General features: G+C 72.2%; 13 protein-coding genes. 6 read left to right on the top strand and 7 right to left on the bottom strand.

All coding sequences use genetic code 11. The annotated features are described in order from the left end of the window. Window positions 1–27 precede the first annotated feature (27 nt). A complete protein-coding gene (gene pip / locus AC07AG_RS34745) occupies window positions 28–1,020 on the top strand; it encodes a prolyl aminopeptidase (protein WP_478760299.1) in 993 nt (330 codons plus the stop codon). A 100-nt stretch (window positions 1,021–1,120) separates the two neighbouring features. On the opposite strand, the gene AC07AG_RS34740 is transcribed toward pip, so the two are convergent. Next, a complete protein-coding gene (locus AC07AG_RS34740) occupies window positions 1,121–1,783 on the bottom strand; it encodes a GntR family transcriptional regulator (RefSeq protein ID WP_478760298.1) in 663 nt (220 codons plus the stop codon). A 169-nt stretch (window positions 1,784–1,952) separates the two neighbouring features. Between AC07AG_RS34740 and AC07AG_RS34735 the strand changes: the two genes are divergently transcribed. The 3 genes from AC07AG_RS34735 (at window position 1,953) to AC07AG_RS34725 (ending at window position 5,353) form a co-directional block, all read left to right on the top strand. Further along, window positions 1,953–3,422, top strand: a complete 1,470-nt coding sequence (locus tag AC07AG_RS34735) for an NCS1 family nucleobase:cation symporter-1 (protein ID WP_478760296.1) — start codon at window positions 1,953–1,955, stop codon at window positions 3,420–3,422. Further along, window positions 3,422–4,138, top strand: coding sequence for an aspartate/glutamate racemase family protein (locus AC07AG_RS34730; protein WP_478760295.1), 717 nt, complete (start codon window positions 3,422–3,424; stop codon window positions 4,136–4,138). Before AC07AG_RS34735 ends, AC07AG_RS34730 begins: the two co-directional genes overlap by 1 nt. Before the next feature lie 177 nt (window positions 4,139–4,315). Continuing rightward, on the top strand, window positions 4,316–5,353 hold the full coding sequence (locus tag AC07AG_RS34725; RefSeq protein WP_478760647.1) for a glycoside hydrolase family 6 protein: 1,038 nt from the start codon (window positions 4,316–4,318) through the stop codon (window positions 5,351–5,353). 46 nt (window positions 5,354–5,399) lie between these two features. On the opposite strand, the gene AC07AG_RS34720 is transcribed toward AC07AG_RS34725, so the two are convergent. The 4 genes from AC07AG_RS34720 to AC07AG_RS34705 all read right to left on the bottom strand — a co-directional run bounded on the left by AC07AG_RS34720 (window position 5,400) and on the right by AC07AG_RS34705 (window position 9,148). Then, on the bottom strand, window positions 5,400–5,810 hold the full coding sequence (locus AC07AG_RS34720) for a RidA family protein (RefSeq protein WP_478760294.1): 411 nt from the start codon (window positions 5,808–5,810) through the stop codon (window positions 5,400–5,402). Between the two features lie 69 nt (window positions 5,811–5,879). Then, window positions 5,880–6,908, bottom strand: a complete 1,029-nt coding sequence (locus AC07AG_RS34715; protein ID WP_478760293.1) for a TolB-like translocation protein — start codon at window positions 6,906–6,908, stop codon at window positions 5,880–5,882. Continuing rightward, entirely contained in the window at window positions 6,905–8,182 is a 1,278-nt protein-coding gene (locus tag AC07AG_RS34710) for an MFS transporter (protein WP_478760292.1), read from the bottom strand. Before AC07AG_RS34710 ends, AC07AG_RS34715 begins: the two co-directional genes overlap by 4 nt. 9 nt (window positions 8,183–8,191) lie before the next feature. After that, window positions 8,192–9,148 (bottom strand): metallophosphoesterase family protein, encoded by a 957-nt coding sequence (locus AC07AG_RS34705; RefSeq protein ID WP_478760291.1) that lies wholly within the window; start codon window positions 9,146–9,148, stop codon window positions 8,192–8,194. 208 nt (window positions 9,149–9,356) lie between these two features. On the opposite strand from AC07AG_RS34705, the gene AC07AG_RS34700 reads away from it, so the two are divergent. Together AC07AG_RS34700 and AC07AG_RS34695 are read left to right on the top strand one after the other, a co-directional pair. Then, window positions 9,357–12,488: a DEAD/DEAH box helicase gene (locus AC07AG_RS34700; protein ID WP_478760646.1), complete on the top strand. Its 3,132-nt coding sequence runs from the start codon at window positions 9,357–9,359 to the stop codon at window positions 12,486–12,488. Between the two features lie 98 nt (window positions 12,489–12,586). Then, a complete protein-coding gene (locus AC07AG_RS34695; protein ID WP_478760290.1) occupies window positions 12,587–13,864 on the top strand; it encodes an SWIM zinc finger family protein in 1,278 nt (425 codons plus the stop codon). A gap of 59 nt (window positions 13,865–13,923) precedes the next feature. Here the strand turns inward: AC07AG_RS34695 and AC07AG_RS34690 are convergent, their stop codons facing one another. Then, a complete protein-coding gene (locus AC07AG_RS34690; protein ID WP_478760289.1) occupies window positions 13,924–14,715 on the bottom strand; it encodes a nucleotidyl transferase AbiEii/AbiGii toxin family protein in 792 nt (263 codons plus the stop codon). Beyond that, a complete protein-coding gene (locus AC07AG_RS34685) occupies window positions 14,699–15,379 on the bottom strand; it encodes a type IV toxin-antitoxin system AbiEi family antitoxin domain-containing protein (RefSeq protein WP_478760287.1) in 681 nt (226 codons plus the stop codon). The genes AC07AG_RS34690 and AC07AG_RS34685 overlap by 17 nt, the downstream gene beginning before the upstream one ends. Window positions 15,380–15,471 lie beyond the last annotated feature (92 nt).

The raw sequence follows: 15,471 nt of genomic DNA, 5'->3' as shown, positions 1-15,471 counted from the left end.
CCGTGGGGAGCGGGTTACCTTCGGCCGATGGGCCTTTATCCGGAGATCGAGCCGTACGACCACGGCATGCTCGAAGTCGGCGACGGAAACCGCGTGTACTGGGAGGTCTGCGGCAACCCGCTGGGGAAGTCGGCGGTGGTCCTGCACGGAGGGCCGGGGTCGGGGTGCACGCCGTTCTTCCGGCGGTACTTCGACCCCGAGGCGTACCGGGTGGTGCTCCTGGACCAGCGCGGGTGCGGACGGTCGACGCCGCACGCGAGTGATCCCCGTACCGACATGAGCGTCAACACGACCGGGCATCTGCTGGCCGACCTGGAGCTGCTGCGGCGGCATCTGGGGATCGAGCGGTGGCTGGTGTGGGGCGGGTCCTGGGGGTCCGTGCTGGGGCTGCGGTACGCGCAGACGTACCCCGACCGGGTGTCGGAGCTGGTGCTCACCGGTCTGGCCACGGGGAGCCGGGCGGAGGTCGAGGTGCTGACGCGGGGGCTCGGGCAGATCTTTCCCGGGGCGTGGGAGGCGTTCCGGGACGGGGTCCCGGAGGGGGAGCGGGACGGGGATCTCTCCGCTGCCTACAACCGGCTGCTGGAGTCTTCCGACGCGGGGGTCCGTGCTGCCGCCGCGCGGGCGTGGACCGACTGGGAGACGGCGTTCGCGTCGCAGGCGCCGCGGTCCGTCCCCCGGTACGAGGACGCGGCCTTCCGGGCGGGTTTCGCCCGGACCGTCACGCACTACTTCGCCCATGACCACTGGCTGGGCGGGGACGAGGTCGTGCTCCGGGACGCGGGGGCGCTGGCCGGGATTCCGGGGACCCTGGTGCAGGGGACTCTCGACTTCGGGAATCTGGTGGGGATTCCCTGGCGGCTTCAAGGGGCCTGGCCGGGGAGTGAGTTGGTCATGGTCGGGGGTGTGGGGCACAACGCGGGGGCGCGGGGGATCGCGGAGGAGCTGGTGGCGGCGACGGATCGGTATCGGGGGCGGGGCTGGGATCCGTCCGGCCCGTCCGGCCCGTCCGGCGATTGAGGACGAACTCGGCGAAGGCGGTGATGGCGGCGAAGCCGGTGCTGACGGCGCGCGAGGCTCCGCGCCGGAGCGGGGCAGTGGAAAGGGGCGGGGTCGGGGACTAGTCCTGTTCCTCTTCCTCGCCGAAGAGATGCCGCACCGTGGACCGGTAGTTGGTCCGCACGTGGGCCAGCGCCACGTCGCGCGCGCGCCCCGCGTCCCCCGAAGCCACCGCCTCGTACAACTCCCGGTGCTCCGCGAGCAGATGCGTCCACTCCTCGTTCCGCCGCGTCATCCACCGCAGCCGTCCGTCCACCGGCTCCATGACCGACGTGAGCAGACCGTTCCCCGCCATCGCCAGCAGGCGGTCGTGGAAACGCGTGTTGATGTCCGTGATCGCCTCCCCGTCCGCCGTGCGCGTCGCCTTCGCGGCGCTGTCGAGCAGCGCGGACAGCTCCGCGAGACCCTCCTCCGTGGCCCGTTCCGCCGCGCGTCCCGCCGCGAACACCTCCAACGCCTCACGCAGTTCGAAGAGTTCGGTCACATCGGTGCGGGTCAGGCGGCGGACCACGGTTCTGCGTGGCGTCTCGAAGGTGACGAAGCCCTCGGCGACCAAGGCGCGGATCGCCTCGCGGACCGGCACCCTGGACACGCCCAGGCGCTCGGCCACCTCCCGTTCGACCAGGCGGTCCCCGGGGCCGAGGCGCCCGGCGATGATCTCCTGCCGCAACGCGGCGAGCACGCGTTCACGTACGGCGGCCAGCGGCTGCTCCACGGTCGTCATGGAGTCCATCATTGCCGAACCCCGCTTCGATTTACCGATTCGTAACCGTACGGACATTGCCGGGCGCCGTCGGGAGCGGGAGCATGACGGAATCTTTGGTATACCAAACTTTGGTATACCAAAGCGCGCCGCACCTCCGTCCCCCGCAGGATTCCTCGCAGGAGGCCCCGTGTCCCTCACCCAGCGCGCCGACGCCCCGGGCGCCGCAACCGACTTCGTGCCCGATCCCCGCCTCACCAACGAAGACCTCGCGCCCTCCGCCGAGCGCAAGTGGAAGGTCTTCGATCTCTTCGCCCTGTGGATGTCCGACGTCCACAACCTCGGCAACTACACCTTCGCGGCGGGCCTCCTGGTCCTCGGCCTCAACGTCTGGCAGATCTTCACCTCGCTCCTCGTCGGCTTCGTGCTCATCTACGTCGGGATGAACATGATGGGGCGCATCGGCCAGCGCCACGGCGTGCCGTTCCCCGTCGTCAGCCGCATCAGCTTCGGTGTCTGGGGCGCCAACATCCCCGCCCTGATCCGGGCCGTGATCGCCATCATGTGGTACGGAATCCAGACCTATCTGGCCTCCATCGCGGTCAACGTGATGCTGATCGCCGCCTTCCCGGGGCTCGACGCCTGGACCGAGCACTCCTTCCTCGGGTTGCACGCCCTCGGCTGGTGTTCGTTCGTCGCCCTCTGGCTCGTGCAGGGGCTGATCATGACCCGAGGCATGGAATCCGTACGGAAGTTCCAGGACTTCTGCGGGCCCGCCATCTGGGTCGTGATGATCGCGCTCGCCGTGTGGATCCTGTGGAAGGCCGGCTGGACCATCTCGCTCACCAGCACCCCGAACCCGGTCTCCACCGGCGAGCAGGTGCGGCAGTGGTTCGGCGCCATCGGGCTCATCCTCGCCACCTACGGCACGCTGATGCTCAACTTCTGCGACTTCTCGCGCTTCGCCCCCGACTACCGCACCGTCAAGCGCGGCAACTTCTGGGGCCTGCCCATCAACTCCACGGCCTTCGTGATCCTCTCCGTCATCGTCACCGCGGGCAGCCTCGAAGTCTTCGGCAAGGCCATCACCGACCCCGCCGAACTGGTCGCCGAGATCGGCAACACCTGGGTCCTCATCTTCGGGGCGCTCACCTTCGCCGTCGCCACGATGGGCGTGAACATCGTCGCCAACTTCGTCTCACCCGCGTACGACCTCGCCAACGTCTGGCCGCAGAAGATCACCTTCAAGATCGGCGGGATCATCTCCACGGTCGCCGCGCTGCTCGTCACGCCGTGGAACCTCTACTCCAACCCGACCGTCGTCAACTACTTCCTGGGCGGCCTCGGTGCCTTCCTCGGACCGCTGTTCGGGATCATCGCGGTCGACTACTTCTGGGTGAAGCGCGGGCGCATCGACGCCGAAGCGCTCTTCAAGGCAGAGCCGGGATCGCCCTACTACTACAAGAAGGGCGTCAACCCGAAGGCGCTCGCCGCCTTCGTGCCGACGGCGGGCTTCGCGGCCGTGTGCGCGCTCGTGCCGTTCTTCGACTACGTGGCGCCGTACTCCTGGTTCATCGGGACCGCGACGGCCGCGCTGCTCTACGCCGCGCTGTGCCGCGCCGAGCGGACCGCGGCACTCACGGATGCGGTGGAGGGCTAGTGCGCATCGTCGTCACCAACTGCAACACGACCCGGGCGATGACCGAGGAGATCGTCGCGGGCGCGCGGGACGCCGCAGCCCCCGGCACCTCCATCGTCGGGCTCACCCCCGCCTGGGGTCCTGAGTCCGCCGAGGGGTGGCTCGACAGCTATCTCTCGGCGGCCGCCGTCCTCGACACCCTGCGCGGACACGAGGAGCCCTACGACGCCGTGGTCATGGCCGGGTTCGGCGAGCACGGACGCGAGGGCGCCCGGGAGCTCCTCGACGTGCCCGTCGTCGACATCACCGAGGCGGCCGCACATCTGGCCTGTCTGCTCGGGCGGCGGTACGGCGTCGTCACCACTCTCGACCGGGCGCGCGGCCAGATCGAGGACAGCCTGCACGCGGCCGGCGTCGCGCAGAACTGTGCCGCCGTGGTGGGGACCGGGCTCGGCGTCCTCGACCTCGGGGACTCCGAGACCACCGTCCGCGCCTTCCTCGCGGCGGCCGAGCGGGCCCGTGACGCGGGGGCCGAGGTCCTGGTGCTCGGCTGTGCGGGGATGACCGGGCTGCAGGAGAAGGTCGGCGCCGCCCTCGACATGCCCGTGGTCGACGGCGTGGCCGCCGCGGTGAAGCTCGCCGAGTCCCTCGTCGGGCTCGGCCTGACCACGAGCCGCGCCGGTGGCTACGCCAAACCCCTGCCGAAGACGCGCACTTGGGCGCCGCCGTCGGAGTGATTCTTCGGGTGATCTGCCGCCCGACCGGCGGCGTGCGAGGCCTTGCGGGGGCCGGACGACCGCAGACTCCGGGGAACGCGCCGGGACCGTCCGGTGCCGAGCAACTGGAGGTGCCCGGTGTCGCAGCCGCCCTTCCGATCACCCGAGCGTGCCCGTCCGCGCTCTGCCCGTCCCCGCCTGGGCCGTCCTCGCCTCGTCCGGCCCCGTCTTGCCCGGCCCCGCCTTGCCCGGGTCCTCGCCACCGCGCTGCTCCTGAGCGCGGCGGCGTCCGGCGCGGTGTCCCAGGGTGCGGCCGACCCCGCGTACGCCGCCGTACACGCGGGGGGTGACGCCCCGGGGCCCACCTTCTGGGTCGACCCGAACAGCGCCGCGGCACGCCAGGCCACCGCGTGGCGCCGACAGGGCAGGACCGCCGACGCCCGTCTCGTCGAGCGCATCTCAGGGCGCCCCCAGGCCGTGTGGCTGCACAGTCCGGGACCCGGGCCCGTGGTCCGCGCGGCCACGGAGGCGGCGACCGCGCAGCGGCGCACCGCGGTGCTCGTCGCGTACTTCATCCCGCACCGCGACTGCGGTGACTACTCCGGAGGCGGGGCGGCGACGGCGGCGGAGTACCGGCGGTGGATCGACGAGTTCGCCGCGGGCATCGGGGAGCGCGCCGCGTACGTCATCGTCGAACCGGACGCCGTCGCGCAGAAGATCGCGGGCTGCGCGAAGGCCGACGCCCGCGAGCGGTACGGCCTTCTCGCCTACGCCGTCGACCGCATCAAGGCGCGCCCGCACACCAAGGTCTATCTCGACGCGGGCAACGCCGGCTGGATCCCCGCCGAGAGCCGTCTTGTGGCGCCGCTGCGGCAGGCCGGGATCGCCGGGGCCGACGGCTTCGCCATCAACGTGTCCAACTATCAGACGAACGCGGTGAGTTCGGAGTACGGACACCGCCTGGCCAGAGCGCTCGGCGGCGCCAAGCACTTCGTCGTCGACAGCAGCCGCAACGGCAACGGCCCCTACACGGGCGGCGGCGACGAAGCCTGGTGCAACCCGCCGGGCCGCGCCCTCGGCACCCCGCCCACCACCGTCACCGGCGACCCCGCGCTCGACGCCTACCTGTGGATCAAGCGGCCCGGCGAGTCCGACGGAACCTGCCGGGGCGGGCCGAGGGCGGGGCAGTGGTGGCCGCAGTACGCGCTGGGGCTCGCGAGCAGGGCGCGGGGCTGAGCTACTCCGGGGCCACGGTCGTGGCAACCCGGGACCACGGTCATGGCTACTCCGGGACAACGGCCGTGGCGGTGATCTCCACCAGCTGGCCGGTGTAGCCGAGGCATGTCGTGCCAAGGAGTGTCGAGGTGTGCGGACCCTTCGCGAGGAGGTCGGAGGCGCGGACGACCTCCCACACCTCGCTCAGCGGGCCGGGCTCGTCGCTCACGACGTACACCGTGCTGGCCACCACCTGCGTCAGGTCGCTGCCGATCGCGCGCAGGGCCTCGTCGAGATTGGCGACGACCTGTTCGGCCTGGCGGACCACGTCACCCTCCCCGACGAGATTCCCCTCGGGGTCGAGCGGCACCGAGCCCGCCATGAAGGCGAGCTTGGTGCCGGCCTCGACGAGGGCGGCGTGGGCGTATCCGGGCGGCGGGAAGAGGGTGGGCACGACGGTGCGGTGCGTGGTGGTCATGCGGCCGATCCTGCGGGAAGCTGCCGGTGGCGCGCATCCGAATTCCGCCCGGGGCGGGCCGAGCGCAGGTCAGCGCACCGCCGCCGGTGAAGTCCCGCCTCGTACGCGCAAGTTCGGCGCCCCCTTCCCGTCGGCCCGCGCCGTCCAGATGTCCTGCTTCCTGCCCTCCGCGCCCGGCAGGGCGTACGCCACGGTGTCGTCGTCCAGCCATGCGGCCTGGTCGTCGACGCCGTGGGTCTCGGCGAGGGGGTGTTCGCGCATCGTGCGAAGGTCGAGGACGTAGAGGCGCCAGGGGTCCGAACTCCCCTTTCGTACGCGCTTCTTGAACACCAGACGCGTGTTGTCGGGGGAGAGCGAGGGGCACTCCACGTTCGTGCGCAGGGTGCGGGCCGCCCACTTCTTCATGTCGCCCTGGACCAGGTACGTCCTGCCCTTGGTCGAGACGGTGGCGTAGAAGCGGTTGTCGCCCTCGGCGAAGGTGACGCCCCAGTAGTTGACGTCGGGGGAGTGGTAGCGGCGGCCGTCGAGGGTGAGGGGGATCTCCTCCATGTTCTTGATCAAGTAGCCCGTGCGGGTGTCCAGGATCGAGGTGCGGGTGGAGAAGGAGGACCCCGCGTACGAGTCGCCCGTCGCGAACATCGTCCAGGACAGCATCCGGCCCGACGCCGAGACCCGGGCCCGGTTGGGGATGCCGGTCAGCGCGATGCGGCGCTTCTCGCGCAACTGCCGGTCGAGGACGAGTGCGTACGACTGGGGCGGGATCCCCGGGCGGCGCTGGAGGCAGAGCGCGGTGCCCGCGGCGGCGTAGAAGCGCTCGCAGGAGGGGCCGCCCGTGGTGCGGGGGCCTTGGCCGAGTGCGCTGCCGGTCCGGGCCACGCGGCCCGCTCCCACTCCCCCTTTCGTGCCTGCTTCCGTGCTGCGGAAGTACAGGTGGCCGGGGTCGAGTGCGAACTCCGAGGTGGCGGCGGTCGGTTCGGCCCGGTCGGCCGCGCGCAATGTGTAGGCGACGGCCACCGTCGCGAGGACGGCGGCGGCCACGGCCACGGCGATGACGCGGGCGCGCAGGGAGAGCCTTGGGGATGCGGTGTTCTGCGTCATGTCTGCCTTTCGTGGCGGGGGAGGAGCGCTGTCGCTCCCGCCAGTGCCGCCGTCAGTGCGAGCGCCGCGCAGGTCAGTGCGGGGCCGATGCCCCACAGCGTCCAGGCCGCGCCGAACCCGGCGGCCGCGACGAGGCGGGCCAGCGCCTGGCCCGTCTGCAGGACCGCCATGCCGCCGGCCCGGCGCCCCGGGGGAAGCACGGGTGTGGCGAGCGCCATCAGGACGCCGTCGGTGGCCGCGTAGAAGATGCCGAGGAGCAGGAGTACGCCGATGAGCAGGGCCCAGCCGTCGGTGGGGGAGAGCAGCAGGACGTATCCGCCGAGCAGCGCCACATGCCCGGCCAGGAAGGGGACGCGGCGCCCCGTGCGGTCGGCGAGGCGCCCTGCGGGCACCGCGAGCAGCAGATAGACCGCGGCGGCGCCCAGCGGCAGCAGCGGGAACCAGCTCACCGCGAAGTCGAGCCGCCGCTGCAGGAGCAGATAGAGGAAGGCGTCGCCGATGGTGGCGGCGCCGAGGAGGGAAGCGGCGCACAGGATGCGCCGGAAGGCGGGGACGCGGAGGAGGCCAAGTGCCTTGAAGCGGCGGGCTGCCGGCTCGGCCTTGTCCGGTACGGGCGGCGCCTGGTCCTGCCGCCCCGGCACGAACGCGATCAGCATCAGGACTCCGAGCACCCCGAAGCAGAAGCTGACCACGAACACGGCGTCGTACGCGTCCGCCGTCGCCCAGAGCAGCGCGAACGCGGCGAGCGGCCCGAGCAGCGCGCCCGTCGTATCCATCGCGCGGTGCACGCCGAACGCCCTGCCGAGGGCGTCCGGCGGACTGCTGAGCGAGATGAGCGCGTCGCGGGGCGCGGTCCGCACGCCCTTGCCGATGCGGTCCGCGGCGAGCGCCGCACCGATCCCGGCCGTGGCGCCGCCCGCGAGGAGCAGGCCGAGCCGGGAGAGCGCGGAGAGGGCGTAGCCGCCGCCGGCGACGAGCTTGTGCCGCCCGCCGCGGTCGGCGGCGTACCCGCCGAGGAGTCGCACGAACGCGGTCACGCCGTTGTAGAGGCCGTCCAGGAAACCGAACTGGAGCGGCGAGAGGCCGAGTTGGAGAACGAAGTAGAGCGGAAGGACCGCCGTGACCATCTCGGACGAGATGTCGGTGACCAGGCTGACCGCGCCGAGGGCGAGGACGGGCCCGGCGACGCGGCGGCCGCCCCCGGTCCTGGCCTCGGGCTCTGCCTTGTCCTTGTCCTTGGCCTTCGCGACCGCGTCCGTTGACGCCAGATACATCTCGGCGGCTCAGCGGCAGTTGTAGGACGGGCTGCTGTCCTTCGTCGCGCCGTCCGAGCCGACGAGGTTCCAGGAGAAGCCGGTGTCGGTGAAGTTCAGCTTCACCACGCCGTACGTCTTGGTGATCCGCTTCTGGCTGTTGGGCTGGACCTCCTCGATCTTGTACGGGTTGGCGCCGCCCATGCCGCCGAGCAGCTCGACGATGCCGTTGGCGTCGGCCTTTCCGTCCGGGTTCTGCGGCGCGAACCGCTCGTAGTGGTGGTCGTGTCCGTTCATGACCAGCTCGGCCTTGTTGGCGTACAGGAGCTTCCAGACGGGCCTGCTGACCGGGTCGTTGCCGTGCTCGCCCGAGGAGAAGAGGGGGTGGTGCCAGTAAGCGGCCACGCACTTCTTGGAGTTGGCGGCGAGGTCGGCCTTGAGCCAGTCGATCTGCGCCTTGTCGTCGAAGCTGTTGGAGTCGAGGGCGATGAAGTGCCAGTTGTCCTTGTCGAAGCTGTAGTAGCTCTCGCCCTTGGGGTAGGCGACGCTGCCGAAGTAGGACTTGTAGCCCTCCAGGGCGCCTTCCGGGTCGTACGTCTCGTGGTTGCCCGGCACCGGGCGCGTCTTGTCCTTGAACGCGCCCCAGCTGGTGTCGTAGTAGTCCTCGAAGTCCTGCAGCCGTGCGTCGTCGTACTGGTTGTCGCCCATGGTCATCACGAAGGACGGGTTGAGCTGCTTGACGAGCGCGGCGGTCTTGGGGTGGGCGCAGCCGCTGTCGTCCGAGGTGCACTGTTCGGCGATGTCTCCGGCGGCCACCGCGGTGAAGGCCGCTTTCGTGTCGTTGCCGCTCGGCGCGGCGTCGGCCTCGTCGGCAGGGGACCACAGGAGGGTCCCGCCGACCAGCGCGAGCGAGGCGCCTGCTGCCAGGGGGATGGCCCAACGGGCTTTGTTCGTACGGGAGTTCATGGCGCGGGGGGTGGGCGGCATGTCCGTCTCCTAGATCGGCGTGGGGGGCCGTGAACGGTGCGGAGGCCATTCGCAGGCATCTTGTCGATGCGTCATGTGCGCGTCAATAACTTCGGACGAACTATTGTTAGGAAAGTTTCCTACCAGCGCTCACCTGTGAGCGGCTGGCCTAGGGTGGCGTGCGGGAATGACGCGCGGGTGACTGAGGGTGAGCGAGGTGGTGAACGTGATGGTGGGGGCTTCCGCGGCGACGGCTGCGGCCGCTGGTGTCGCCGCAGCCGCTGGTGTCGCTGGTGTCGCTGCCGGGCCTTCTGCCGGGCGGGTCGGCGAGCTCGTACGCTCCTGCGCCGCCGTCTTCCTGCCGGCCGAGGTGCCGAGGGAGGGGCGGGTCGCGTTCTGGGCGCCGGAGGGGAAGCTTCCCGGTGAGGGTGAGCTTCCCGGCGGGGGTGAGCTTCCCGGTGGGCGCGGGCTCCCTGGCGGGGGTGAGCTGCCTGGCGGGCGCGGGCTTTCCGGCGGGGGTGAGCTTCCCGGCGGGCGCGGACCGGCAGGCGATGACCGGCCCACCGGCGCGCGCGGGGTGCCCGGCGCCGTCGAGGGTGAGATCGCCGTCGTACGCCCGCACGGCAAGGGCATCCGCACCCGTACCGTCCCCGCGCTGATCCTGCCGGTGGCCGAAGCCGCCGCGCTCCTGCTGGGCGCCGGGCCCGCGCACCCCGCCGTGGCGTGCTGGGCCGCCGCGGCCCGGCACGCCCTGCACCTGGCCGCGCGGGGCAGGCTGCTGCCCGGCCTGACCGGCGGCGACCTGGACGCGTGGCGGGCCGGTCCGCTGGACGCCGCCGACGTCACGCAGCTGCGGGCGATCGCCGCCGCGCTGCCGGCCGAGGCGCACGCCGTACCGCTGCCCGGCAGCAAGCCCCTCCTGCTCCCCGAGCCGCTCGCCCTCGTCAGGGCCTTCGTCGACGCGGTGGTGGACACCCTGCCGCGTACGCCCGCGGCGGCGCACGCGGTCGGCGCGCCCTTCGCGGCGCGGGAGCCGCAGCGGCTGCCGGGTGCGCGGGAGTGGGCCGCGGAGGTGGCGGCCGGGATGGACGCGGGGGTTCGGGTGTCGCTGCGGCTCGACCTGCGGGCGCACGAGGTGTTCGACGGCGCGTCGGCCGATGTACCCGATGGGCCTGGCGTACCCGATGCCGAGTCGGGCGGCCGGACGGGCGGCTCCCGCGAGAGCGTGGCGAGCCCGGCGGCGGCCGTCGTCCAGGTGCACAGCCTCGCCGACCCCACCCTCGTGACGGACGCGGCCCAACTCTGGGCGGGCGCCGACCACTTCGGCCCTCGCGCCCGCGTCGACACGCTGCTCGCGGTGCGCCGCGCGGCCCGCGTATGGCCGCCGCTGACCCGCCTCCTTGAGCGCCCGCGCCCCGACGTGCTGCCGCTGAGCGAAGGGGAGTTGTACGAACTCCTCGGCACGGCGGCGACCAGGCTCGGCGCGGCGGGTGTGGCCGTGCACTGGCCCAGGGAGCTGACCCGAGGGCTGACCGCGACGGCTGTCGTGCGCCCCGCGCCCGGCACCGCTGCGGACAACTTCGACTTCTTCAAGACCGAGCAACTACTGGAATTCCGCTGGCAGCTGGCGCTGGGTCCCGATGACGGCGAAGGCGCGGAGGGCGGGAGTCCGCTCACCGAGGCGGAGATGGACATCCTGGCGGAGGCGCACCGCCCGGTCGTACGCCTCCGTGACCAGTGGGTCCTGGTCGACCCCGAACTCGTACGCAAGGCGCGCAAGCGGGATCTGGGCCTCCTGGACCCGGTGGACGCGCTGTCCGTCGCGCTGACGGGGGCGGCGGAGGTGGAGGGCGAGCGGGTCGATGCGGTGCCGGTCGGCGCCCTGGCCAGGATGCGGGAACGCCTGACCGGCGACCTGAGCCCGGTGGCCCAGCCCCCCGCCCTCGCGGCGACCCTCCGCGACTACCAGCTCCGGGGCCTGGCGTGGCTGGACCGCATGACATCGCTGGGCCTCGGCGGCTGCCTCGCCGACGACATGGGCCTCGGCAAGACGGTCACCCTGATCGCCCTCCATCTGCACCGGGCCCGCCCCGAGCCGACACTGGTGGTCTGCCCGGCGTCGCTGCTCGGCAACTGGCAGCGGGAGATCGAGCGGTTCGCGCCGGGGGTGCCGGTGCGCCGCTTCCACGGCGCGGGCCGAAGCCTCGACGGCGACCTGAAGGGCGGTTTCGTCCTGACGACGTACGGAACGATGCGTACGAGTGCGTCCGAACTGGCGGGCCACGCCTGGGGATTGGTGGTGGCGGACGAGGCGCAGCACGTCAAGAACCCGCACGCGGCGACGGCGAAGGCGCTGCGCACGATCCCCTCCCGGGCGAGAGTGGCGCTCACCGGCACCCCGGTCGAGAACAACCTCTCCGAGCTCTGGGCCTTGCTGGACTGGACGACGCCGGGCCTGCTCGGCCCGCTCAAGTCGTTCCGCGCACGCCACGCCCGCCTGGTGGAGGGCGGCGAGTTCGCGGAGAACGACGAGGCGATGGAGCGCCTCGCCCGCCTGGTCCGCCCCTTCCTCCTGCGCCGCAAGAAGTCCGACCCGGGCATCGCCCCGGAACTCCCCCCGAAGACGGAGACGGACCACCCGGTCACGCTCACCCGCGAACAGGCGTCGCTCTACGAGGCGGTCGTACGCGAGACACTCGCCCGCATCGAGGCGTCGGAGGGCATCGCGCGCAGGGGCCTTGTCATGAAGCTGCTGATGGCGCTGAAGCAGATCTGCAACCACCCGGCGCAGTACTTGAAGGACGGCGAGATCGCGACGCGCGCGGGCCGCTCGCGCTCGGGGAAACTGGAACTCCTCGACGAACTCCTGGACACGATCCTGGCGGAGGACGGCGCGGTCCTGATCTTCACGCAGTACGTGGAGATGGCGCGCCTCCTCGAGTCGCACCTGTCGCGGCGCGGCATCGGCACCCAACTCCTGCACGGCGGTACGCCGGTTCCGCGCAGGGAGGAGATGGTGGACCGCTTCCAGTCGGGCGAGGCCCCGGTATTCCTCCTTTCCTTGAAGGCGGCGGGCACGGGCCTGAACCTCACCCGAGCGGGCCACGTCATCCACTACGACCGCTGGTGGAACCCGGCGGTGGAGGAACAGGCCACGGACCGCGCCTACCGCATCGGCCAGACCCAGCCGGTCCAGGTCCACCGCCTGATCGCGGAGGGCACGGTGGAGGACCGCATCGCCGAACTCCTGTCGGCGAAGCAGGCGTTGGCGGACGCGGTGCTCGGCGGCGGCGAGGCGGCACTGACGGAACTCACGGATGTGGAGCTGGCGGACCTGGTGTCGTTGCGGAGGGTGTCGTGAGGGGCGGTGGGGATCGACCCGCGGGCGCGGGCGGCGGCAGGAGTGCGGGTGCGGGCGGCGCCAGGAGCGCTGGTACGGGCAGCACCGACCGAACCGGCATGACCTCGGCCAGCCGCGCCACAGGAGCAGGCCGAGTCTTCCCCCCGCTGCCTCGACACCCGGACGCCCAGACCCCGTTCGCGACCTCCTGGTGGGGCAACGCCTGGATCGGCGCGCTGGAGGGGACATCGCTCGACGCGGGTCGCCTCACGCGTGGGCGGGCCTACGCCCGTGAGGGCCACGTCGACACGATCACGGTCGCGCCGGGCCGCATCGTGGCGTACGTACACGGCAGTCGCCCCCGCCCCTACCGCGCGGAAATCCGCATGCGCACGCTCACGCCGGAGGACTGGGACAGCTTCCTGGACGCGGTGGCCACGGAACCCGCCCACATCGCGGCGCTCCTGGACAAAGACATGCCACACGCGCTGGTGGACGCGGCGGAGCGCGCCGGAGTCCAACTCCTCCCGGGCCCCGGCGACCTGGTCCCGTCCTGCACGTGCCCGGACCACGGCCGCCCCTGCAAGCACGCCGCAGCGCTCACCTACCAGACGGCCAGGCTGCTGGACGCGGACCCCTTCGTACTCCTCCTCCTGCGAGGCGGAGACGAACAGGCGCTCCTCGACGAACTGGCCCGGCGCAACGCGCACCGGGCGGCCCGCGAACAATCCGCCACCACACAGGGCGAGACCGCCGAAGCGCTCCCCGGCACCCTGGCCCGAGACGTCCTGGCCACGGAGTACCGCCCACCGCTGCCACCCCCACTCGCACCCCCGCCGCACCCGGGCGAACCCCCGCTCCTACCCTCCCTCCCGGGCGCCCCCAACCCCACATCCCTGGAGTTCCTGGCCACGGACACGGCGAACCGGGCCCACGCGTACCTCACCACCGGCGCGGACCCCTTCGCCGCCACCGACCCCTGGCACGACGCGGTCCGCCTGGCGGCATCCCACCCCGGCCTGACGGGCCGCCGCAGCTTCAGCCGTCAATTCGCTGAGCTGGCAAGGTCGGTGGAAAGCACCCCCACGGACCTCTCCCGCGCGGCGGCGGCCTGGCGCCAGGGAGGCGAGGAGGGCCTGTCCGTCCTGGAATCCCCCTGGGACCCCCCGGCGGGCCCCTTCGACCGAGCGCGAGGCGCCCTGATCACGGCAGACCTCCCCCGCATGACGATCCACCGCAACCACCTCACGAACGCCGCAGGCTCCCTGCAACTGCGATACGGGAGGGACGGCCGCTGGTACCCGTACCGAAGCGAGCCGGGGCGGGAGGACTGGTGGCCGGAGGGGGAGGCGGATGAGGATCCGGTGGGGGCGGTCGCGGGGATGATCGGGCCGTGACTGCCGGGCGGCGCGCCCGTCACCGCCCCGGCCGCCGTGTGGCCGGCAGCGTCCGTGCGTCAGGCGAAGGGGTCGTACGGCTTCGGCCAGGCGAGTGCCTTCGCGAAGGCGTTCCTGACCGTGTCGAGGCACTCCTGCGCGGAGGGGAGATGGCCCGTCTGGTGGGCGAGTTGGGGCTCCCACTCCATGTCCGGCAGCGTGCTGAACATGTGCGGCGCGGGAGCCGTGCCGGTCGCCATGCGCAGGAGTTCCGCCGACTCGGCGCTGATGGAGCCCGACCGTGCCAGCGCCGCCAGGTCGAAGAGGTCGCGCGGTGCGTGGCGGTCGCAGTACGCGGACACCTTCATGGCGACGAACGCCGCCCGCGTCGGAACCCTCAGCGTGGCGGGGCCCGGGACGTCGCGGTAGCGCAGTTCGACACCGCGCCGCTCGGTGGGCCAGCGCTTCCATCCGGAGTGGCCGGTGCTCGTGTCGAGGAGCTGTACGCGCAGACGCAGACCGTCGTCGGTCACCAGTTGGGCGGGATCCACCCCGCGGACGCCGGCGAGCGCGGGCTCCCACCGCGAACGCGGGAACTCACGCCGAAGCAGACGGGGGATGCGGGAGTCGAGGGCGTCGGCAACCGCCGGGGGGTCGTCCGTGAAGAGGTCGATGTCCTCGGAGAGCCGGCCGCCGGACGCCGCCGTCGTGAGGTGCGTGCGCGAGAGTGCCGTACCTCCGAAGAACACCACCGGCAGATCCAGCGAGGCCAGCGCCCACAGCACATGGCTGATCAGGTGATCGCGCCGCACCTGCTGCTCGGCGGCGCCGTACTCCGCGGCGATGCGCGCGAGATCACTCCGGTCCAGCATCCGGGTCCCCCTCGATATCCGAGTCCCCCTCGATCAGGTGCCGCGCCCGTTTCAGGGCGGCCATCTTGCGCTGCCCGGCCGCCAGTTCGGTCAGCAGGCCGGTGTCGGCGCGCAGCCACAGCGCGCGCAGCGCCTCGGTGATCGCGTCGGGCGGCAGACCGCCCAGCGCGGGGCGGGCGGCGAGGTCCAGCAGGGTCTGTTCAGGTGTGGTCGTCCACCCGGGAGTCACCTCGGTCTCGATCCGCTCCAGGTCGAGGACGGCCATGTCCCTGCGGACGAAGACGACCCGCCCGGCATCCGTCTCCAGCGGCGGGCGCTGCTTGGGCACGGCGATGAACGTGACGGCGATCTCGCGCGGAACGGCCCCGAACCGGCGGGCGGCCCCGACGCCCATCAGAGCCGCACCGTCCTGGCCGTAGTCGGCCTGCCCGATGCCGAGACCCACTGCGTGGAGGTCGGGGCGCCAGGTGCCGTCGCCGAGATGACGGCCGGGTACGAGGAGGTAGTAGCCGGTGGCCAGACGCCGTGCCGCCCCGTTCTTGACGAGGCGCGCCATCTCGGGGCGGGGGTGGGCGTAGACGTCGGCGGCGTCCTTGGGCCGCAGGACGAGGTTCGTCCTGCGGGCCAGCTCGGGCGGAAGGCCGACCGCCGTCCTCTTCGTCACCAGTACCACCTACGTAGGGTTAAAGCCTACGCTCATCGTAATGCTAGACGGTGGCACCCGCGAGGTGATCCGGCAGATCGTCCCCCGCCGTC

It is taken from the genome of Streptomyces sp. NPDC044044, from assembly GCF_056434405.1.
The sequence above is the reverse complement of the archived record's forward strand: the minus strand, read 5'-3'. Positions and strand labels throughout refer to the sequence as shown.

Excerpts from the sequence above, each read along its gene's own strand:
- pip (WP_478760299.1), top strand. The coding sequence starts at position 28 with ATGGGCCTTTATCCGGAGATCGAGCCGTACGACCACGGCATGCTCGAA.
- AC07AG_RS34740 (WP_478760298.1), bottom strand. The coding sequence starts at position 1,783 with ATGACGACCGTGGAGCAGCCGCTGGCCGCCGTACGTGAACGCGTGCTC.
- AC07AG_RS34720 (WP_478760294.1), bottom strand. The coding sequence starts at position 5,810 with ATGACCACCACGCACCGCACCGTCGTGCCCACCCTCTTCCCGCCGCCC.
- AC07AG_RS34715 (WP_478760293.1), bottom strand. The coding sequence starts at position 6,908 with ATGACGCAGAACACCGCATCCCCAAGGCTCTCCCTGCGCGCCCGCGTC.
- AC07AG_RS34710 (WP_478760292.1), bottom strand. The coding sequence starts at position 8,182 with ATGTATCTGGCGTCAACGGACGCGGTCGCGAAGGCCAAGGACAAGGAC.
- AC07AG_RS34705 (WP_478760291.1), bottom strand. The coding sequence starts at position 9,148 with ATGCCGCCCACCCCCCGCGCCATGAACTCCCGTACGAACAAAGCCCGT.
- AC07AG_RS34700 (WP_478760646.1), top strand. The coding sequence starts at position 9,357 with ATGGTGGGGGCTTCCGCGGCGACGGCTGCGGCCGCTGGTGTCGCCGCA.
- AC07AG_RS34695 (WP_478760290.1), top strand. The coding sequence starts at position 12,587 with ATGACCTCGGCCAGCCGCGCCACAGGAGCAGGCCGAGTCTTCCCCCCG.
- AC07AG_RS34690 (WP_478760289.1), bottom strand. The coding sequence starts at position 14,715 with ATGCTGGACCGGAGTGATCTCGCGCGCATCGCCGCGGAGTACGGCGCC.